Annotated in this window: 19 protein-coding genes and 1 pseudogene; 12 read left to right on the plus strand and 8 right to left on the minus strand. The window is 70.7% G+C overall.

What is annotated here, in order from left to right; genetic code table 11:
• Window positions 1-30: 30 nt before the first annotated feature.
• Window positions 31-2,325 (minus strand): lytic transglycosylase domain-containing protein, encoded by a 2,295-nt coding sequence (locus tag D9R14_RS21945; protein ID WP_121625670.1) that lies wholly within the window; start codon window positions 2,323-2,325, stop codon window positions 31-33.
• Window positions 2,326-2,580: 255 nt separating this feature from the next.
• Between D9R14_RS21945 and dapA the strand changes: the two genes are divergently transcribed.
• Genes dapA through D9R14_RS21975 form a run of 6 tightly spaced genes read left to right on the plus strand, consistent with a single transcriptional unit; the run spans window position 2,581 to window position 5,418 of the window.
• Window positions 2,581-3,492, plus strand: a complete 912-nt coding sequence (gene dapA, locus D9R14_RS21950) for a 4-hydroxy-tetrahydrodipicolinate synthase (protein ID WP_121625672.1) — start codon at window positions 2,581-2,583, stop codon at window positions 3,490-3,492.
• A 24-nt stretch (window positions 3,493-3,516) separates the two neighbouring features.
• On the plus strand, window positions 3,517-3,750 hold the full coding sequence (locus tag D9R14_RS21955) for a hypothetical protein (protein WP_121625675.1): 234 nt from the start codon (window positions 3,517-3,519) through the stop codon (window positions 3,748-3,750).
• Window positions 3,751-3,792: 42 nt separating this feature from the next.
• Complete coding sequence (locus tag D9R14_RS23605; protein ID WP_369333434.1) at window positions 3,793-3,915, plus strand: type II toxin-antitoxin system RelE/ParE family toxin; 123 nt, start codon at window positions 3,793-3,795, stop codon at window positions 3,913-3,915.
• 55 nt (window positions 3,916-3,970) lie between these two features.
• Entirely contained in the window at window positions 3,971-4,447 is a 477-nt protein-coding gene (gene smpB / locus D9R14_RS21965; RefSeq protein ID WP_121625679.1) for an SsrA-binding protein SmpB, read from the plus strand.
• Between the two features lie 12 nt (window positions 4,448-4,459).
• A complete protein-coding gene (locus D9R14_RS21970; RefSeq protein ID WP_121625681.1) occupies window positions 4,460-4,855 on the plus strand; it encodes a VOC family protein in 396 nt (131 codons plus the stop codon).
• Window positions 4,852-5,418: a peroxiredoxin gene (locus D9R14_RS21975; RefSeq protein WP_121625683.1), complete on the plus strand. Its 567-nt coding sequence runs from the start codon at window positions 4,852-4,854 to the stop codon at window positions 5,416-5,418. The genes D9R14_RS21970 and D9R14_RS21975 overlap by 4 nt, the downstream gene beginning before the upstream one ends.
• Here the strand turns inward: D9R14_RS21975 and D9R14_RS21980 are convergent.
• Together D9R14_RS21980 and D9R14_RS21985 are read right to left on the minus strand one after the other, a co-directional pair.
• The gene (locus tag D9R14_RS21980) at window positions 5,397-6,065 is read right to left on the minus strand and encodes a uracil-DNA glycosylase (RefSeq protein ID WP_121625685.1); all 669 of its coding nucleotides are present in this window, start codon (window positions 6,063-6,065) and stop codon (window positions 5,397-5,399) included. The genes D9R14_RS21975 and D9R14_RS21980 overlap by 22 nt on opposite strands.
• Window positions 6,065-6,670, minus strand: a complete 606-nt coding sequence (locus D9R14_RS21985; protein WP_121625687.1) for a LabA-like NYN domain-containing protein — start codon at window positions 6,668-6,670, stop codon at window positions 6,065-6,067. Before D9R14_RS21985 ends, D9R14_RS21980 begins: the two co-directional genes overlap by 1 nt.
• Window positions 6,671-6,880: 210 nt before the next feature.
• On the opposite strand from D9R14_RS21985, the gene rpoZ reads away from it, so the two are divergent.
• Window positions 6,881-7,264 carry a DNA-directed RNA polymerase subunit omega gene (gene rpoZ, locus D9R14_RS21990; protein ID WP_121625690.1) on the plus strand — a complete coding sequence of 128 codons (384 nt, stop codon included), beginning with the start codon at window positions 6,881-6,883 and terminating at the stop codon, window positions 7,262-7,264.
• 99 nt (window positions 7,265-7,363) lie between these two features.
• On the opposite strand, the gene rimO is transcribed toward rpoZ, so the two are convergent.
• Together rimO and D9R14_RS22000 are read right to left on the minus strand one after the other, a co-directional pair.
• Complete coding sequence (gene rimO / locus D9R14_RS21995) at window positions 7,364-8,695, minus strand: 30S ribosomal protein S12 methylthiotransferase RimO (RefSeq protein ID WP_121625691.1); 1,332 nt, start codon at window positions 8,693-8,695, stop codon at window positions 7,364-7,366.
• Between the two features lie 98 nt (window positions 8,696-8,793).
• Window positions 8,794-9,228, minus strand: a complete 435-nt coding sequence (locus tag D9R14_RS22000; protein ID WP_121625692.1) for a PaaI family thioesterase — start codon at window positions 9,226-9,228, stop codon at window positions 8,794-8,796.
• 109 nt (window positions 9,229-9,337) lie between these two features.
• On the opposite strand from D9R14_RS22000, the gene D9R14_RS22005 reads away from it, so the two are divergent.
• The 4 genes from D9R14_RS22005 (at window position 9,338) to rpsI (ending at window position 12,010) form a co-directional block, all read left to right on the plus strand.
• Entirely contained in the window at window positions 9,338-10,159 is an 822-nt protein-coding gene (locus tag D9R14_RS22005; RefSeq protein WP_121625701.1) for an enoyl-CoA hydratase, read from the plus strand.
• Window positions 10,160-10,241: 82 nt separating this feature from the next.
• Window positions 10,242-10,850: an NAD(P)H-dependent oxidoreductase gene (locus D9R14_RS22010; protein WP_121625693.1), complete on the plus strand. Its 609-nt coding sequence runs from the start codon at window positions 10,242-10,244 to the stop codon at window positions 10,848-10,850.
• A gap of 204 nt (window positions 10,851-11,054) precedes the next feature.
• Window positions 11,055-11,516 carry a 50S ribosomal protein L13 gene (gene rplM / locus D9R14_RS22015; RefSeq protein ID WP_121625694.1) on the plus strand — a complete coding sequence of 154 codons (462 nt, stop codon included), beginning with the start codon at window positions 11,055-11,057 and terminating at the stop codon, window positions 11,514-11,516.
• Between the two features lie 2 nt (window positions 11,517-11,518).
• Window positions 11,519-12,010, plus strand: coding sequence for a 30S ribosomal protein S9 (rpsI, locus tag D9R14_RS22020; protein ID WP_121625695.1), 492 nt, complete (start codon window positions 11,519-11,521; stop codon window positions 12,008-12,010).
• 1,252 nt (window positions 12,011-13,262) lie between these two features.
• Here the strand turns inward: rpsI and D9R14_RS22025 are convergent.
• Window positions 13,263-13,541 (minus strand): sulfurtransferase TusA family protein, encoded by a 279-nt coding sequence (locus tag D9R14_RS22025; protein ID WP_121625696.1) that lies wholly within the window; start codon window positions 13,539-13,541, stop codon window positions 13,263-13,265.
• Window positions 13,538-14,953, minus strand: coding sequence for a glutamate--tRNA ligase (gene gltX, locus D9R14_RS22030; RefSeq protein WP_121625697.1), 1,416 nt, complete (start codon window positions 14,951-14,953; stop codon window positions 13,538-13,540). Before gltX ends, D9R14_RS22025 begins: the two co-directional genes overlap by 4 nt.
• Window positions 14,954-15,204: 251 nt before the next feature.
• On the opposite strand from gltX, the gene D9R14_RS22035 reads away from it, so the two are divergent.
• On the plus strand, window positions 15,205-17,727 hold the full coding sequence (locus D9R14_RS22035; RefSeq protein WP_121625699.1) for a ComEC/Rec2 family competence protein: 2,523 nt from the start codon (window positions 15,205-15,207) through the stop codon (window positions 17,725-17,727).
• Window positions 17,728-18,314: 587 nt separating this feature from the next.
• Here D9R14_RS22035 and D9R14_RS22040 read toward each other — a convergent pair.
• A pseudogene (locus D9R14_RS22040) lies at window positions 18,315-18,420 on the minus strand (IS110 family transposase); the annotation flags it as partial.

Genomic DNA, 18,420 nt, shown 5'->3' on the forward strand with positions numbered 1-18,420 from the left:
GTCGATGGGGTGCGAGGAGAAGCGCCCCGGTCAGCGGGTGCGGGTGCCGCGCAGGTCGGCCTCCAGCTGGAGCTTGGTGGGGATGTTGAAGCGCACCTTGTAGACTTGGTAGTTCTCCATCACCCGCTGCACATAGTTGCGGGTCTCGCCGAACGGGATGCGCTCCACCCAGTCCACCACGTCCACGTCCGGGTCGCGCGGGTCGCCGAACCGCTCGATCCACTTGCGCACGTTGCCGCGCCCGGCGTTGTAGGCGGCGAACACCAGCACGCAATTGCCGTCGTAGATGTCCCACAGCTCGCCCAGCTCGGCGGCGCCGAACTGCACATTGTAGGACTGGTCGCTCATCAGGCGCGCCTCGTTGTAGGTGGCGCCCGTGACCTTCGCCACCTGGCGCCCGGCCGCCGGCGTCACCTGCATCAGCCCCATGGCCTTGGCGCTCGACACCGTGCCGGGGTGGAAATGGCTCTCCTGGCGCGCCACCGCATAGACCATGGCCTTGTCCACCGGCGTGCCGATGGGCTGGTAGTTGGGCAGGCCGGAGGTCGGGAACGCGATCAGGTCGGTGGGCATGCCGCCATCGCCGAGGCTCTCGCGGCCCACCGCCAGCGCGCCGCGCGGATCGCCGTTGGCCTGCGCCAGCTCGGCGAGCAGGGTGAGCTGGCCCGGCTCCTTCAGGTTCCAGGCGAGGTCGTAATAGATGGTCAGCGGGATGTCGCGCTCGCCGATGGCGTAGAGCAGGCGGATCGCCTTCACCGCCTCGATGCGCGGGAAGGTGTTGCGGTCCGAGAAGGAGGGCTGCGCGGTGTTGCGCAGCGCCACCGGCTGGACGCCCAGCTCGGTGCGCGCCAGCTGCCCGTAATAGGCGGTGGAGAACTGCGCCGCGGCCTGGAAGCGCGCCTGCGCGGTGCCGCGGTCGCCGGCAGCGGCCGCCGCGCGGCCCTGCCAGTAATAGGCGCGCGCCAGGGTGATGGGGTGCGACTGGCCCTCGGCCGCGGCGGCGAAATGCTGGCTCGCGGTGCGCGGGTCCTTGAGGAAGCGCAGCGCGATCCAGCCGGCGGTGAACTGCTGCTCGGCGCGGAAATTGTTGGCTTCCGGCTCGACCCCGGTGGCGGCGACGCGGTAGGCGGTGCGCGCATCGCCCACGTCGATCAGGTCGCGGGCGATGAAGCGCCGCTCGATCCACCACTGGTCGGGCGCCAGCGCCGCATTCTGGCTCTTGGCGCCCTGGAGGATCGCGCTCGCGGCCTCCGCCGGCTTGTCGGACCGGCGCAGCAGGCGCGCCTTGGCGAACTGGTAGGCGGGATCGCTCGAAAAGCTGCCGGACACCTGGGCGAACAGCTTTCCGGCGTTGGAATCGTTGTTCATCACCGCGAGACGCGCCTTGGTGAGCGTCACCACGTCCGAGCCGGCGCGGCCTGCCGCGCGCAAGGCCCGGTCGCTCTCGCCGAGATAGCTGAAGCGGTCGGCGCGCGCCTTGTGGTCGCCGCGGGTGAGCAGCGAGCCGAACTCGGCCAGCACCTGCTCCTCGAACGCCTCGGTCAATTCGTCCTGATACCAGGCCTCGCGCAGCCAGTCGGTGGCGTCGGAGCGGGCACCGGTGGCCATGAGCGCGCGGGCGAGCGCGATCTTGCCCTCGCCGGAGATCGGCGGCTGCTGGGCGAAGAAGGCGCGCACCGTGGCGGGATCGCGCTTCTCCTGGAACAGCATGCGCTCGGCGCGCCGGCGCAGCGTGTTCTGCGTCGGCCAGCCGGGCTTCTCCTGGAGGAAGGCGTTGATGCCGTTGAAGCCGAGGAATTGCGGCGCGTGCCGGGCGACGAGCCACGTCACCAGCGAGCGCGCCACCTCGTCGTCGAGGTCGCGGGCGAGCGCGAGGGCCTCGTTGCCCTTGCCGCTGCGGGCGGCGGACACGGCCGATTTCAGCGTGCCGAGTTCGCCCGAGGGGATCGCGGCGGAGGCGGCGACGGTGGGCGGTGCCGCAGGCTTCGGCGGCGGCATCACGCGGGCCGGGGCGGCTGCCTTGGACTGGCTGCCGGAGGACGGCTTGGCAGCGGTGGTACCGGGCTTCGTGCCGGGCTTGGCCGGCGGAATGGGTGCGGACGTGCTCGCGGACTTCTTGCCGCTGTCCTTCTTCGCCGCGTCCTTCTTGCCCGAGTCTTTCTTGCCCGCGTCCTTCTTGGAGTCGGCCTTCTTGGAACTGGCGGATGTGCTCGAATCGGGCGGCGTCGGGGGAAGGGGCGCCGCTTGGGACGCTGCCATCGCGCCGAGCGTGGCGACGGCGATCGCCACGGCGCTGGCGCGGATCAGGGTCGAAACTGGCGACATGATTGTACCCTCGCGGCCCGGATGTCCGATGAGCGCCGCATGTTCCGCCACGCGAATTGACGAAACCCTAACCACACCAGAGCAAACGATGAGGGCGAAAGCGGGGCTGCCACAACCTGGACCCGACGCTCTTTCCCGCCGCGCCTGGACAGGCTAAGGGTTCGGATCGCCGTGCGCTCGACCGCCGGCGCGCCGCAGCGCCGATCCGGCTGCCTGGCGGCCGATCAACTCTTTGTCAGGAAACGAGGCGCCCCCATGTCGCCCCTCTCGTCGCCCTTGCCGTCGTCGTCGCCCTTCCGCGGGTCCTTCACTGCCCTCGTCACCCCGTTCCGCGACGGCGCGCTCGACGAGAAGGCGTTCCGCGGCCTCGTGGACTGGCAGATCACCGAGGGCACGCACGGCCTGGTGCCGGTGGGCACCACGGGCGAGAGCCCCACCGTCTCCCACGACGAGCACAATCTGGTGGTGGAGTGGGCCGTCGAGCAGGCCGCCGGCCGGGTGCCGGTGATCGCCGGCGCCGGCTCCAACAACACCGCCGAGGCGATCGCCCTCGCCGAGCACGCCCAGAAGGTGGGCGCGAGCGCGCTCCTGGTGGTGACGCCCTATTACAACAAGCCCGGCCAGGAAGGGCTCTACCGCCATTTCAAGGCCATCGCCGACGCGGTGGACCTGCCGATCTTCATCTACAACATCCCCGGCCGCTCGGTGATCGACATGTCGGTGGAGACCATGGCGCGGCTCTACGAGATTCCGAATATCGTCGGCGTAAAGGACGCCACCGCCAACATGGCGCGGGTGTCGATGCAGCGGCAGGTGCTGGGGGAGGGCTTCATCCAGCTCTCCGGCGAGGACGCGACCGCGCTCGGTTTCATGGCCCATGGCGGGGTCGGCTGCATCTCCGTGACCTCGAACGTCGCGCCGCGCCTGTGCGCCGCGTTCCAGAACGCGTGCCTCGCCGGCGACTTCAAGACCGCGCTCGCGATCCAGGACCAGCTGATGCCGCTCCACACGGCGCTGTTCGTGGAGACCAACCCGTCGCCCACCAAGTACGCGCTCTCGCTGCTCGGCAAGATGAGCGACGAGGTGCGCCTGCCCATGGTGACGGTGTCGGAGAGCACGCAGGCCGTGGTGCGCAGCGCCATGGTGCATGCCGGCCTCATCAACTGAGGCCGTCTCTGCTATGCTTGGCTCATGACCAAGCTGCTCGAAGAAGCCATCGCCGAAATCCGCAAGCTGCCGGACGCGGAGCAGGACCGTGCGGCCGAGGTCTTGCTCGGCTTCGCGCAAAACAGTGCGCCAGGATATGAATTGACGCCTGCGCAGGTGGCCGAAGTCAAACTCATAGTCCGCGAGATTGACGAGGGAACGGCCACCTTCGTCACCGAGGAGGAGATGGAAGCGATCTTGGCGCGCTTCAGGACATGAGGGTTCGATTCTCAAGGGCAGCCCGCCGCCAGTCCTGGCGCGGTGCCTCGGACGCGCGAGTGGGTGATGACACGGCGCCCTTACATCATCGTCTATCGCATTGAAGACGAAGGTAACCTGATGACTGTCATCGCCGTCTACCACACGGCCCGCCGCCGCCCCTGACCCACACCCCCCTTGCCGCTTGCTTCGCCGCGGCCGTGCGACCACATTCCCCACCATGAGCAGCAAGAAGACGGAAGCGCCGCGCAAGATCGCCGCCGACAACCGGCGGGCGCGGTTCGACTATGAGATCGGCGAGGTGTTCGAGGCCGGAATCGCCTTGACCGGCACCGAGGTGAAGAGCCTGCGCACCGGCAAGGCCACCATCGCAGAGAGCTATGCCGCCCAGAAGTCCGGCGAGATGTGGCTCTACAACGCCTATATCCCGGAATATCTGGAGGCCAACCGCTTCAACCACGAGACCCGCCGGCCCCGCAAGCTGCTGCTGCACAAGCGGCAGATCAGCAAGCTCGGCCATGCGGTGGAGCGCGAGGGCATGACGGTGGTGCCGCTGAAGATCTATTTCAACGACCGCGGCCGCGCCAAGGTGGAGATCGCCATCGCCCGCGGCCGCAAGAGCCACGACAAGCGCGAGGCGCTCAAGGAGAAATCCTGGGAGCGCGACAAGGCGCGCCTGATGCGCGACCGCGGATAGGGGAGGGCAGTTATGCCGCTGCCGGTTTCGTTCGACCACTGCGTGGTGCATGTGAGCGACTTCGCGGTCTCGACCCCGTTCTACCGGGACGTGCTCGGCGCCGAAGTGGTGACGACGCCCACAGGCGGCGTCGCCTATCGCTTCGGCGCGCGCCAGCTCAACCTGCACGGGCCGGGCGTCGACGCGACGCCGGTGGCGCGGCTGCCGGTCCAGCCCGGCAACAGCGACCTGTGCTTTCGCTGGGACGGCCCGATCGCCGACGCGGTGGCTCACCTCGCGCGCCACGGCATCGTGCCCGAGCTGGGGCCGGTGGAGCGATTCGGTGCCGGCGGCGCCGGCACCAGCGTCTATTTCCGCGATCCCGACGGGTCGCTGCTCGAATTCATCTCCTACGGGAGCCCGACATGACCCAGTTCCAATCCCTTCCCGACGGCCTGCCGGCCCCCGAGGACGACGGCGCGGCCGTCCACCTTCCGGGGCTCGAACTGCCCATCATCCGCCTGCCGGCGACGGACGGGCGGGTGGTGGACCTCTCCGGCCTCTCGGGCCTCGCGGTGGTCTATGTCTATCCGCGCACCGGCGTGCCGGGCGAGCCGCTGCCCACGGGCTGGGACGAGATCCCCGGCGCGCGCGGCTGCACGCCCCAGGCCTGCTCCTTCCGCGACCATTTCGAGCTGCTGCGGGAGGCCGGGGCCGACCACGTGTTCGGGCTCTCGGTGCAGGAGACGCCGGTTCAGAAGGAGGTGGCGGAGCGGCTGCATCTGCCGTTCCCGCTTTTGTCGGACGCTCGGCACGAGCTCGCCCACGCCATCCGCCTGCCCATGTTCGAGGTGGACGGCATGCGGCTGCTGAAGCGCATCACGCTCGTCATCACCGAGGGGGCGATCTCCCACGTCTTCTATCCGGTGTTCCCGCCTGACAAGAGCGCGGCGGACGTGCTCGCCCACCTTCAGGGCGCGGCGTCGAGATAGGCGCGGGCGGTCGCGAAGACAGCATGGAACATGGCGGGCGTCAGCACGCCGGTATTGGTGTTGTAGCGCGAGCAGTGGTAGCTCGCGATCACCCGCCGCCCGCCGATCACGCCGTCGGCCCCGTGCCCGAACTTGAGATGCGCGGCGCGCCCACCCAGGGCCAGGACTGTCGAATCGTGGGCGATCTTGCCCAGCGTCACGATCACTTCGAGCTTGGACATCTCGCCGATGGCGGCGCCGAGGAACGGCCGGCAGGTGCGGATTTCCTCCGGCGTCGGCTTGTTCTGCGGCGGCACGCAGCGCACGGCATTGACGATGCGCGCATCCCGCAAGGTCAGTCCGTCATCGGGCGTGGCGCCGTAGCGTCCGGCCGCGAAGCCGAAGGCCAGCAGCGTCGAATAGAGCAGGTCGCCGGCGAAATCCCCGGTGAAGGGCCGCCCGGTGCGGTTCGCGCCGCGCAGGCCGGGCGCGAGGCCGACGATCAGCAGCCGCGCCGTGAGCGGGCCGAAGCCCGGCACCGGCGCGTTGTGCCATTCGGGCTCCAGCGCGCGCCATTCCTGCCGGAAGCCGGCAAGGCGCGGGCATAGCGGGCAGTCGCGGCCCGGCTCACGGGTTGGGGAAGGGGAGGGGGCCGCCGAAGCGGCCATCACAGGTCGCCGGTATCGGCGGCGGGGGCGCCGCGGCGCTCCAGGAAGCGCGGGGTTTCCTGCATGCGGCCGGCGCGCTCGCCGGGATCGCGGCCGATCTTCGGCTGCAGCTCCACGAGGTCGATGAATATGTCCGCCTGCCGGCGCAGGTCGTCGGAGATCAGCGGCGGCTGGGTGGAGATGGTGGACACCACCGACACGCGCACGCCCTTGCGCTGCAGCGCCTCCACCAGGGAGCGGAAGTCGCCGTCGCCGGAGAACAGCACGATATGGTCCACGTGCTCGGCCAGCTCCATGGCGTCGACGGCAATCTCGATGTCCATGTTGCCGCGCACACGGCGGCGGCCCTGGGCGTCGGTGAACTCGCGGGCGAGCTTGGTCACGACCGCGTAGCCGTTGTAATCGAGCCAGTCGAGCAGCGGACGGATGGAGGAGTATTCCTGGTCCTCGATCAGCGTCGTGTAGTAGAAGGCGCGCAACAGATAGCCGCGGCTCTGGAATTCTTTCAGAAGGCGCTTGTAATCGATGTCGAAACCGAGCGCCTTGGTAGCGGAGTAAAGATTGGCCCCGTCGATAAGGAGAGCGATCTTCTCAGTGCCCTGCATACAAATATCCGCTTCTGGAAGAGGTGGGGCGTAACGATAGAGCGATTATAAAATGGTCCGTCTGCCGCCTTTTTCCGACGAAGGCGATTGCAACGCAAGCGAAATCAAGAGCGCTCTTGCCGGAAGTGGTGAATTGCTGTATCGCACGCTCTTCCCTGAGCCCATCCGGCGTCGGCCCTGGTCGCTGGCGCATGAAGGAGTGACGAGCCCATGGCCCGTGTCACCGTGGAAGATTGCATTGACAAGGTGGACAACCGCTTCGAGCTGGTCCTGCTCGCGGCCCACCGCGCGCGCATGGTCTCGTCCGGCGCGCCCATCACGGTGGACCGCGACAACGACAAGAACCCGGTGGTCGCGCTGCGCGAGATCGCCGACGAGACGGTGAGCCCCGAGGATCTTCTGGAAGACCTCATCCACTCGCTGCAGAAGTACACCGAGGTGGACGAGCCCGAGCCCGAGGCCGTGCCGATGATCACCTCCGGCGAAGGCTCCGGCGACGACGACGTGCAGATGGACCGCATGACCGAGCAGGAACTGCTCGCCGGCCTCCAGGGCCTCGTGCCGCCCGAGCACACGGACGACGACGAGGGCTGAACGCGGCTCCGTGACTAACGAATAGCGAAACGGCCGGGCCTCTCGCCCGGCCGTTTTCGTTTTGCGGCGGCCGCGGGGCCTGCCGCCGCGGGGCCTGCCTCAGAAGCCCACCGCGGTCCCGGCGAGGTCGTAGGGGCCGGCGGCCTCGATCTTGACGGTGGCGATCTCGCCCACGCGCAGCGGCCTGCGGGCGGCGACCTTCACGGTGCCGTCGATCTCCGGCGCGTCGCCCTTGGTGCGGCCGATGCCGCCGCCGGGCGTCACCTGGTCGATGATGACCTGCTGGCGCGTGCCCACCTTCTTCTTGAGGCGGCGCGCGGAAATGGCCTGCTGGGCGCGCATGAAGCGGTCGTGGCGCTCGGCCTTGACGGCGTCGGGCACGGGATCGGCCAGCGCATTGGCCTCGGCGCCGCGCACCGGCTCGAACTTGAAGCAGCCGGCGCGGTCGATCTGCGCCTCCTCCAGGAAATCCAGAAGCTCCTGGAACTCGGCCTCGGTCTCGCCCGGGAAGCCGACGATGAAGGTGGAGCGCACGGTGAGGTCCGGCACCGCCTGCCGCCAAGCGTTTATGCGCGCCAGCGTCTTCTCCTGCGAGGCTGGGCGCTTCATGCGCCTCAGCACGGTGGGGCTCGCATGCTGGAACGGGATGTCGAGATAGGGCAGCACCTTGCCCTCCGCCATCAGCTCCATGATCGGGTCGACGTGCGGATAGGGATAGACGTAGTGCAGCCGCACCCAGGCGCCGAGATCGCCGAGGGCGCGGGAAAGGTCGACGAAGCGAGCCGCAACCTCCTTGTCGCCGAAGGGGCTCGCGGCGTAGCGGATGTCCTGGCCGTAGGCGGAGGTGTCCTGCGAGATGACCAGCAGTTCCTTCACGCCTGCCTTCACCAGCTTCTCCGCCTCGCGCAGCACCTCGCCGGCCGGCCGCGAGACGAGGTCGCCGCGCAGCTTGGGGATGATGCAGAAGGTGCAGCGGTTGGAGCAGCCCTCGGAGATCTTGAGATAGGCGTAGTGGCGCGGGGTGAGCTTGATCCCCTGGTCGGGCACGAGGTCGAGGAACGGGTCGTGCCGCGGCGGCACCGCCTCATGCACCGCCGCCAGCACGCTCTCATATTGCTGCGGGCCGGTGATGGCGAGCACGCTCGGATGAGCCTTGAGGATGTCCTCGGGCTCGGCGCCCATGCAGCCGGTGACCACCACGCGCCCATTCTCGGCGAGGGCGTCGCCGATGGCGGAGAGGCTCTCCTGCTTGGCGCTGTCCAGGAAGCCGCAGGTGTTCACGATGACGAGATCGGCGCCCTGGTGGGTGCGCGTCAGCTCATAGCCCTCGGCGCGCAGGCGCGTGACGATGCGCTCGCTGTCCACCAGCGCCTTCGGGCAGCCCAGCGAAACAAAGGAGATGCGGGGCGACTTCTCGGCGGTCTCGGCCATGGGGCGCGGCGGTTCTTCTGCGGGCGGTGAGGGAAGGCGCAGGCGTTACGGGAGCCGCGCCCCGCCGTCAATCCCGCAGCGCGCGTTCGAGCGCCGGGCTACCTCTTGTCGGGGATGGAATAGGTGGCGACGCAGTGCGCCACCAGGTCGTCGCTGCCGGCACCGCGCAGCGCCACGTCGCCCACCGCGAGGCGCTTGCCGAGCTTGATGATGCGGGCATCCGCGAACACCGGCCCGGGCGCCGGCTTGCGCAGGAAGTTGATGGAGAGGTTGGTGGTGACCGCCAGCGCGACCCTGCCGATCTGCCCCAGCAGCGCCGCATAGACCGCGACGTCGGACAGCGCCATCAGCGACGGCCCGGAGACCGTGCCGCCGGGGCGCAGGTGCTCGTCCTCCGCATCGAGACGGATGGTGGCGGTGCGGTGCCCCAGCGCCACCACGTGGTGCGGGCGGGACGGGCCGAAGGCCTGCGGGAACACCTCCCGGAGGAAGTCCTCGAGCTCCGCCGCCGTCATCACCGTCCCGGATGTCATGGTCCGCTCTCCCTCGCGCCCGCCGCGCGACCTGAATAAGATGGGCAGCGAAAACGTCAATGCGCCGCCGGCGAGCCGCGCGGCGCCGCAGGACCCGGAAGGACGCCGCATGATTCTTCACCCCGCCGCCAACGAAGGCGCCGCCCCCGTGCTGACCAGCGCGGTCACGGACGGCGTGTGCACGCTGACGCTCGCCCGGCCGCAGGCGCGCAACAGCCTGTCCGAGGCGATGATGGCGGCGCTCTCCTCGGCGCTCGCCGGCATCGCGGCGGACAAGAGCGTGCGCGCGGTGGTGCTGGCGGCGGAGGGGCCGGTCTTCTCCGCCGGGCATGACCTCAAGGAGATCCAGGCGCACCGGGGCGACGCCGATCGCGGCCGCGCCTATTTCGCCGAGGTGCTTGGGCGCTGCTCGGCGCTGATGACCGCCATCGTCCGCCTGCCGCAGCCGGTGATCGCGGCGGTGGAGGGCATGGCGACGGCGGCCGGCTGCCAGCTGGTGGCGAGCTGCGATCTCGCCGTGGCCGGCGAGAAGGCGCGCTTCTGCACGCCGGGCGTCAATATCGGCCTGTTCTGCCACACCCCCATGGTGGCGCTCTCGCGCAATCTCGGGCGCAAGCACGCCTTGGAGATGCTGCTGCTGGGCGAGTGGGTGGAGGCGCCGGAGGCGCACCGCATGGGCCTCGTCAACCGGGTGGTGCCGGAGGGCACGGCGCTCGCCGCGGCGCAGGAGCTGGCGCGGCGCATCGCCGCCAAGTCCACGGTGCCGGTGAAGCTCGGCAAGGAGGCCTTCTACGCGCAGATGGAGATGGGCCTCGACGATGCCTATGCCTATGCCAGCCGGGTGATGACCGAGAACATGCTCGCCCGCGACGCCGACGAAGGCATCTCCGCGGTCTTGGAGAAGCGGCCCGCAAGCTGGGAGGACCGGTAGGGGCCGGCGGGCCGGCTGATCTGACGCAAGGCGGCCTTCGCCGCGGCATGGCACGGATGCCACAACCGGGAGACCGAGCGCCATGTCCGCCACCGAAGACGCCGTCGGCACCATCCTCGTGATCCAGGGGCATCCGGACCCGGGCGGCGGCCACCTCTGCCATGCGCTCGCGCAGGCCTATGCGGACGGCGCCCGCGCGGGCGGCCACCGGGTGATCGTGATCGACGTGGCCCAGCTCGACTTCCCGCTGCTGCGGTCGCAGGCGGACTTCCTGGGCGGCATGGCGCCGCCGGAACTCGCCGAGGCGCGGGGCGCGCTCCTGGAGGCGCGGCACGTGGCGATCTTCTTCCCGCTCTGGCTCGGCACCCTGCCGGCGCTGCTCAAGGGCTTCCTGGAGCAGATCCTGCGTCCCGGCTTCGCCTATGCCTACGGCGCGGGCGGCAAGGGCTTCCCGCAGCCTTTGCTCAAGGGGCGCACGGCCCGCATCGTCGTGACCATGGGCATGCCGGCGCTGGCGTTCCGGCTCTGGTTCCTCTCGGCGGGGGTGGCGATCCTCAAGCGCAATATCCTCGGCCTCGTCGGCATCGCGCCGGTGCGCACCAGCCTGGTGGGCGGCGTCGAGCGGCTGAGCGAGGGGGCGCGCGCCCGGTGGATTTCGGCCATGCGCGCGCTGGGCGCCGAGGGGCGGTAATTGGTTAGGATGCCGGCATTGCACGGCATAACAGGCTGCGATTTCGCGCAAAAATCATTGGTGTTATAACACCATTTTCATAAGCCTATGAAACTCCACGCGTATTTCGCAGATGCCCGCGTTGACGCTGCGCGGTGCCTCCGCTAAAAGCCCCTTCATCGCCGGATGCCCTCGCGCCCGGCCTTCTTATTTCGGATGATCCCCATGAAGACGTATTCGGCCAAGCCCGCCGATATCGAGAAGAAGTGGGTGGTGATCGACGCCAGCGGCCTCGTTGTCGGCCGGCTCGCGACCATCATCGCCATGCGCCTGAAGGGCAAGCACTTGCCCATCTACACCCCCCACGTGGACTGCGGCGACAACGTCGTCGTGGTGAACGCGGAGAAGGCGGTGCTCACCGGCCGCAAGAAAGAGCAGAAGGTCTATTACCACCACACCGGCTTCCCGGGCGGCATCAAGGAGCGCACCGCGAAGTTCATCCTCGAGGGGCGCTTTCCCGAGCGCGTGATCGAGAAGGCGGTGGAGCGCATGCTCGCCCGCGGCCCGCTGGGCCGCAAGATCATGGGCAACCTGCGCGTCTACAAGGGCCCGACCCATCCGCACGAGGCCCAGCAGCCGGTCGCCCTCGACGTGGCGGCGCTCAACCGCAAGAACGTGAGGAACTGAACATGGCCGAGATTCTTCAGTCCCTCGACGCCCTCGCGGGTGCCAAGGGTGCCGCTCTCGGCACCGTCGGCCAGGAAGCCCCCGTCCATGTCCAGAAGCTGGACAAGTTCGGCCGCGCCTATGCCACCGGCAAGCGCAAGGACGCGGTCGCCCGCGTGTGGGTCCGCCCCGGCACCGGCAAGATCACCGTCAACGACCGCGACATCGAGGTGTATTTCGCCCGTCCGGTGCTGCGCCTGATGATCAACCAGCCGTTCCAGGCCGCGGCCCGCGAAGGCCAGTACGACGTGGTGTGCACGGTGTCCGGCGGCGGCCTCTCCGGCCAGGCCGGCGCGCTGCGCCACGGCATCTCGCGCGCGCTCACCTATTACGAGCCCGAGCTGCGCACTCCGCTGAAGAAGGGCGGCTTCCTGACCCGCGACAGCCGCGTGGTCGAGCGCAAGAAGTACGGCCGCGCCAAGGCCCGCCGTTCGTTCCAGTTCTCGAAGCGCTGATCGCGGACCTTCCGGTTCGATGCAAGACGGCGGGGCCTTTGGCCCCGCCGTTTTCGTTTGGGGCACGGGCGGCGATGAAGAGGCGTCACGGGACGCCGGTAACCCCAACCGCCGTCATGCTCCGACTTGATCGGAGCATCCACGCCACCCTCCGGCCGAGCGCCCGGCCGCCGGATGGGCCCTCCGATCAAGTCGGAGGGCGACGGCGGGGAGGGGGCATAAGGGCCGTGCCCGGCCACATCCTGCATAGCCGCCGTCATGCCCCGGCTTGTGCGGGGCATCCACCGGGCCGCCGGCGGGCGCCCGGAAAATCCAGCGCCGGCCCGGCCGAGGCGTGGATCCCCCGCACAAGCCGGGGCATGACGGGGGTGATAGGCGTGAGAGGGCGCTGAAGGAACGACCGCTCCACCGTAGTTCCACCAACCGCCGTCATGCTCCGACTTGATCGGAGCATCCATGCCGCTGTCCCGGCCTGCCTCCCGGCCGCAAGATGGGCCCTCCGGTCAAGCTGGAGGGCGACGGCGGTGGCTGGGGCGACGGCGGGGAGGGGGCATAAAGGCCGTGCCCGGCCACATCCTGCATAGCCGCCGTCATGCCCCGGCTTGTGCGGGGCATCCACCGGGCCGCCGGCGGGCGCCCGGAAAATCCAGCGCCGGCCCGGCCGAGGCGTGGATCCCCCGGACAAGCCGGGGGATGACGGGGGTGATAGGCGTGAGAGGGCGCCGAGTGAACGAGCGCTCCACCGCAGTTCCGCCAACCGCCGTCATGCTCCGACTTGATCGGATCATCCATGCCGCTGTCCCGGCCTGCCTCCCGGCCGCAAGATGGGCCCTCCGGTCAAGCCGGAGGGCGACGGCGGTGGCTGGGGCGACGGCGGGGAGGGGGCATAAGGGCCGTGCCCGGCCGTATCCTGAATAACCACGGTCATGCCCCGGCTTGTCCGGGGCATCCACCGGGCGGCCGGCGGGCGCCCGGAAAATCCAGAGCCTGCCCGGCCGAGGCGTGGATCCCCCGGACAAGCCGGGGGATGACGGTGGAGAAGGGAGCAAAGGCGGCAGAAAGGCGCCACGGGGCGCCGGAACCCTCACCGCCGTCATGCTCCGACTTGATCGGAGCATCCATGCCGCCCTCGCCGCGTTGCGCCTGGTCGCAAGATGGGCCCTCCGATCAAGTCGGAGGGCGACGGCGGGGAAAGGGACGACGGCGGGGAAGGGGAGGATGTCGGCGAACGTGCGACGGAGATGAAGCAGCGTCACTCCGCCCGGCGCAGCACGAAGACCAGGGTGTCGCCGGCGCGCTCTTGGCGCTCCAGCACGTGGCCGCTCTCGTGCACGAAATGGGGGATGTCGATGGCCGCCATGGGGTCGGTGCAGACCAGGCGCACCCGCCCGCCCGGCGGCAGGTCGGCGAGCGCCTTGCGGGCGCGCAGCACCGGCAGGGGGCATTTCAGGCCCCTGAGGTCGAGATCCAGGTCCAGATCGGGGTCGGGCGCGCGGTCCGGCGCCGGGGTGCCGTCGCCCGTTCCGCTCACCCCGCCTGGTCCCTGAGGCGGCCGAGGCTTTCCTCGCGGCCGAGCACGGTGAGCACGTCGAAGATGGGCGGCGAGGTGCTCTTGCCGGTGAGCGCGGCGCGCAGCGGCTGGGCCACCGCGCCGAGCTTCACGCCGGCCGCCTCCGCATACTGGCGCACCGCGGCCTCGGTGGCGGCGGCGGTCCACTCGGCGGCCTCCAGCAGCGGCAGCAGCCGGCCGAGATGCGCCTTGCCCTCGGCGGTGAGCAAGGCGGTGGCCTTCTCGTCCAGCGGGATCGGCCGCGCGACGAAGATGAACTCGGCATTGTCGAGCAGTTCCACCACCGTCTTCGCACGCTCCTTCAGCCCCGGCATGGCGGCGGCGAGCTGGGCGCGGCGCGCCTCGGTCATGCGGGCGAGGCGATGCGCCGCGTCGGGCAGATGCGGCACCAGCGCGTCGATGGCCGCCAGCAGGTCGGCATCGGCGGCGGCGCGCATGTACTGGCCATTGAGGCTTTCCAGCTTCTGGAAATCGAACCGCGCCGCCGAGCGCCCGACCTTGGCGAGGTCGAAATAGTCGATCATCTCCTGCGTGGAGAACACCTCCTGGTCGCCATGGCTCCAGCCGAGGCGCACCAGATAGTTGCGCAGCGCCGCCGGCAGGTAGCCCATGTCGCGATAGGCATCGACGCCGAGCGCGCCGTGGCGCTTCGACAGCTTGGCCCCGTCCGGCCCGTGGATCAGCGGGATGTGCGCCATCTGCGGCACGTCCCAGCCAAGCGCGCGGTAGATCTGGGTCTGGCGCGCGGCGTTGGTGAGATGGTCGTCGCCGCGGATCACGTTGGTGACGCCCATGTCGTGGTCGTCCACCACCACCGCCAGCATATACGTGGGCGTGCCGTCCGAGCGCAGCAGCACCAAATCGTCGAGGTCCTTGTTGGGAAAGGTCACGGTGCCCTGCACCAGGTCCTCGATCACGGTCTCGCCGGTCTGCGGCGCGCGCAGGCGGATGACCGGGTCGCGGTCCTTCGGCCCCTCGGCCGGGTCGCGGTCGCGCCAGCGCCCGTCATAGCGCGGCGGCCGGCCCTCCTTGCGGGCCAGCTCGCGCATCTCGTCCAGCTCCTGCGGCGTCGCCCAGCAGCGATAGGCGTTGCCCTTGGCGAGCATCTCCTCCACCGCCTGCCGGTGCCGCTCGGCGCGGGCGAACTGGTAGATCGGCTCGCCGTCCCAGGTGATGCCGAGCCACTCGAGCCCCTCGATGATGGCGCTGATGGCCTCCTTGGTGGAGCGCTGGCGGTCCGTGTCCTCGATCCGCAGCAGCATCTTGCCGCCGGTGTGGCGGGCATAGAGCCAGTTGAACAGAGCCGTCCGCGCGCCGCCGATATGGAGGAAGCCCGTGGGGGAGGGGGCGAAGCGGGTGACGATGTCGGACATGGCGGCTCGGGAAACCTCTCGGGGAATGCCGCACGCGCGGCGCAGGCGGGTCGCCGGCAGGGCGCCGGGCGGCCGCGCCGCGGGGTGGCTCGCGGGTCGCCCCTGTAGCACAGGAGCAGCGGCAGGCATATGGCCGGCGGCACGGGGGCCGGGCTACGCCGGCAAGGGGAATCGAAACGGGCGTGCGCAGGCCTTTCAACCTGTGCGATCATTCCGCTCGCGCAGGCCTGCGCGGGTCCGGGGACCGGCCGATGGGGCGGGGGATCGAGGCTGAGGGACGGCCACGGAGCGGCGCGCGCGCCGCGCCCGCGGGCGCCGTTCTGCCGCTGCCGGGCGCGCGATGGCTCGGCCCCATTCCCGGCCGCCTGAGCGCGGCGCTCGATGCGCTCGGCGCCCGCATGGCCGGCGAGGCGGCGGCGGAGATGGGATCCGGCCGGCTGATCCTGTGGCTGCCGGCGGCGTTCGCGGCGGGCATCGTGCTCTATTTCGGCGCCGACCGGGAACCCGCGCTCCTCGCTTCCGGCCTGCTGGTGGCGGCCCTGTCGGCGGGCGTCGTCGCCGCGCGCGCCCGGCCGCTCCTGCTGGCGGTGCTGCTGGCGCTGGCGTCCGCCGCTGCCGGCTTCGCGGTCGCCGGCTTGCGCACGGCGCTGATCGCCCACGCGGTGACGGCGCCGCCCAGCTTCCCGGTGCGGCTCGCCGGCCATGTGGAGCGGGTGGAGCGCCGCGCCAAGGGCGACCGCATCCTGCTGCGGCTCGACGGCCGGCCGGTGCGCGGGCTCGACCATCCGCCGGAGCTGGTGCGGCTCACCCTGCGCAAGGGCTGGGCCCCGCCGGTGGGCACGCCGGTGACGCAGCTCGCCCAATTGCTGCCGCCGCTCGGGCCGGCCATGCCCGGGGCGCACGATTTCGGCCGCGGCCCCTGGTTCGACGGCATCGGCGCGGTGGGCTACGGGCTCGGCCGGCCGAAGCCGGCGCCGGACATCGGCGCGCCGCCGCTCCCGGTGCGCGTCGCCACCGCGGTCGACGCCATGCGCCGGGACCTTTCCGGCCGAATCCGCGCGGTGATCGGCGGCACGCCGGCCGAGATCGCCGTGGCGCTGGTGGCGGGCGACCGGTCGGCCATCCCGGACCGGGTGGAGGAGGGCATGCGGGTGTCGGGCCTCACCCACATCCTGTCCATATCCGGCCTGCACATGGCGCTGGTGATGGGCACCCTGTTCGCCGCCGCGCGGGCGCTGCTGGCGCTGGTGCCGCCGCTGGCGCTGAGCGCGCCCATCAAGTCCCTCGCCGCCGCGGTGGCGCTGGCGGGCGGCGCCTTCTACCTCATCCTGTCGGGCAACGACGTGCCGGCCCAACGCTCGTTCGTGATGGCGGCGCTGGTGCTGGTGGGCGTCGCCGCCGGGCGGCCCGCGCTCACCTTGCGCACGGTGGCCGTGGCGGCGGTTCTGGTGCTGGCGCTCTCGCCCGAGGCGGCGCTGGAGCCGGGCACGCAGATGTCGTTCGCGGCGACGCTCGCTTTGGTGGCCGTCTATGAGCAGATGCGGCCCCTGCGCGCCAGGCCGCGGCCGGACGGATGGATCGCCCGTGGCGCCCTCATGCTCGGGCTGTTCTTCGCCGGCATCGCGCTGACCTCGCTGGTGGCTGGGCTGGCCACCGCGCCCTACGGGGCGTTCCATTTCCAGCGGCTCGCGCCCTACGGGCTCCTGGCGAACCTCGCCGCCATGCCGGCGGTCTCGCTGGTGGTGATGCCGGCGGGGCTCGTCGGCGTGCTGCTGCTGCCGTTCGGCTGGGACGGGCTGGCCTGGCCGGTGATGGGGTTCGGCATCGAGATCATGCTGGCGGCCTCGGACGTCGTCGCGGCGCTGCCGGGCGCCGACCAGCGGGTCGGCGTGATGGGCGAGGCGAGCCTTGCCTTCGCCAGCCTCGCCCTCCTGTGCCTGTGCCTTCTGCGCGGCTGGATGCGCGCGCTTGCGGTGGTGCCGCTGGCGCTGGCCCTGATCGTGGCGCCGGCGCCGGTCCGTCCGGAAATCCTCATCGCCCCCAACGGCGAGACGGTGGCGGTGCGGGGCGCGGACGGCCGGCTCTCCATCCTCGGTGCGCGGGCGCACCGGCTGATCGCCGAGCAGTGGCTGACGCGCGAGGGCGACCGCCGCGCGGCGGACGACGGGGGGCTGGCCGCGGCCTTCGCCTGCGACCCCCTGGGCTGCGTTGCACCGCTGCCGAGCGGCGGCACCATCGCCGTGTCGCGCCGCGCCGAGGGCCTTGCGGCCGACTGCCTTTCGGCGCGCCTCGTGGTGACGCGCGACGCGGCGCCCCACGCCTGCCCGGCGCGGGTGGTGACGCCGGCCGTCCTGGAGCGTACCGGCACGATCGCATTCGTGGCGCAGGCGGGGAGGGCCGGGCGGCCTGGTCCCGCGGCGTCCGACGGGGCTGGTTCGGATGAGGTCCAGCGGACAGGCGATGGCCCGGACGGAGCGGGCGGGGCGGAGGACGCCGCGCGCCTGCTTTCGGATTTTCATCTCCGCGCCGCACCGCTCGCGACGGGGCCGGCAACCGCGCCGGTGGCAGCGGCGCGTGCAGAGGACCAGGCGCACCCGCGCGCCGCCTCCGCACCCCCGGAGGGCCTGGCCTGGCGCAGCCTCACCGCCATCGCCACCCGGCCGCCGTCGCGCCAGCGGCCCTGGATGCCGGTTCTGTCCGAGCCGTCGGTGGCCGAGGACCCCGCCGCGCTCGACCTCGAATCGCTGGCGGAGGATGCCGGCGACCCGCGGTGAGCGTCCGCACGAGAGGGTATGCCGGCGGTGAAAGGCGAGACGGCAGGACGACGAACGGAAGGGGCGGCCCCATGATGGCCCCACCAACCGCCGTCATGCTCCGACTTGATCGGAGCATCCACGGCCGCCGTCATACCCAGCGCCTAGCCGCAGAATGGGCCCTCCTGTCAAGCCGGAGGGCGACGGCGGGACGGGGGGCAACGGCGGGGACGAAGGCAGGGATGGGGGCGAAGGTGTGGTTGGTGGCAGAACCTCGCGGCGTAACCCGCTGCCCTCCTGCATCCCTCCAAGCCGCCGTCATGCCCCGACTTGATCGGAGCATCCACGGCCGCCGTCATACCCAGCGCCTGGCCGCAGAATGGGCCCTCCTGTCAAGCCGGAGGGCGACGGTGGAGCGAGGGGCAACGGCGGGGACGAAGGCAGGGACGGGGGGCGAAGGTGTGGCTGTGGCAGAACCTTGCGCCGCAACCCGCCGCCCTCCTGCATCCCACCAACCGCCGTCATGCTCCGACTTGATCGGAGCATCCATGCGCCTCCCGGCCCAGCGCCTGGCCGCAGAATGGGCCCTCCGGTCAAGCAACTGTGTTTCAGGCGTTGAATGGCGCGTCGTCTCGGACCATGGCGTTGAGGATGACGATCATCTTCCGCATGACGGCGGTGATTGCGAGCTTGGGTGGCTTTCCGGCGGCGACG

Source organism: Xanthobacter tagetidis (genome assembly GCF_003667445.1).
In the GTDB taxonomy this organism is placed as follows: domain Bacteria; phylum Pseudomonadota; class Alphaproteobacteria; order Rhizobiales; family Xanthobacteraceae; genus Xanthobacter; species Xanthobacter tagetidis.

Excerpts from the sequence above, each read along its gene's own strand:
- smpB (WP_121625679.1), top strand. The coding sequence starts at position 3,971 with ATGAGCAGCAAGAAGACGGAAGCGCCGCGCAAGATCGCCGCCGACAAC.
- rimO (WP_121625691.1), bottom strand. The coding sequence starts at position 8,695 with ATGGCCGAGACCGCCGAGAAGTCGCCCCGCATCTCCTTTGTTTCGCTG.
- D9R14_RS21945 (WP_121625670.1), bottom strand. The coding sequence starts at position 2,325 with ATGTCGCCAGTTTCGACCCTGATCCGCGCCAGCGCCGTGGCGATCGCC.
- D9R14_RS21975 (WP_121625683.1), top strand. The coding sequence starts at position 4,852 with ATGACCCAGTTCCAATCCCTTCCCGACGGCCTGCCGGCCCCCGAGGAC.
- dapA (WP_121625672.1), top strand. The coding sequence starts at position 2,581 with ATGTCGCCCCTCTCGTCGCCCTTGCCGTCGTCGTCGCCCTTCCGCGGG.
- rplM (WP_121625694.1), top strand. The coding sequence starts at position 11,055 with ATGAAGACGTATTCGGCCAAGCCCGCCGATATCGAGAAGAAGTGGGTG.
- rpoZ (WP_121625690.1), top strand. The coding sequence starts at position 6,881 with ATGGCCCGTGTCACCGTGGAAGATTGCATTGACAAGGTGGACAACCGC.
- D9R14_RS21970 (WP_121625681.1), top strand. The coding sequence starts at position 4,460 with ATGCCGCTGCCGGTTTCGTTCGACCACTGCGTGGTGCATGTGAGCGAC.
- rpsI (WP_121625695.1), top strand. The coding sequence starts at position 11,519 with ATGGCCGAGATTCTTCAGTCCCTCGACGCCCTCGCGGGTGCCAAGGGT.
- D9R14_RS21980 (WP_121625685.1), bottom strand. The coding sequence starts at position 6,065 with ATGGCCGCTTCGGCGGCCCCCTCCCCTTCCCCAACCCGTGAGCCGGGC.
- D9R14_RS22035 (WP_121625699.1), top strand. The coding sequence starts at position 15,205 with ATGGGGCGGGGGATCGAGGCTGAGGGACGGCCACGGAGCGGCGCGCGC.
- D9R14_RS21955 (WP_121625675.1), top strand. The coding sequence starts at position 3,517 with ATGACCAAGCTGCTCGAAGAAGCCATCGCCGAAATCCGCAAGCTGCCG.
- D9R14_RS21985 (WP_121625687.1), bottom strand. The coding sequence starts at position 6,670 with ATGCAGGGCACTGAGAAGATCGCTCTCCTTATCGACGGGGCCAATCTT.
- D9R14_RS22010 (WP_121625693.1), top strand. The coding sequence starts at position 10,242 with ATGTCCGCCACCGAAGACGCCGTCGGCACCATCCTCGTGATCCAGGGG.
- D9R14_RS22005 (WP_121625701.1), top strand. The coding sequence starts at position 9,338 with ATGATTCTTCACCCCGCCGCCAACGAAGGCGCCGCCCCCGTGCTGACC.
- D9R14_RS22000 (WP_121625692.1), bottom strand. The coding sequence starts at position 9,228 with ATGACATCCGGGACGGTGATGACGGCGGCGGAGCTCGAGGACTTCCTC.
- gltX (WP_121625697.1), bottom strand. The coding sequence starts at position 14,953 with ATGTCCGACATCGTCACCCGCTTCGCCCCCTCCCCCACGGGCTTCCTC.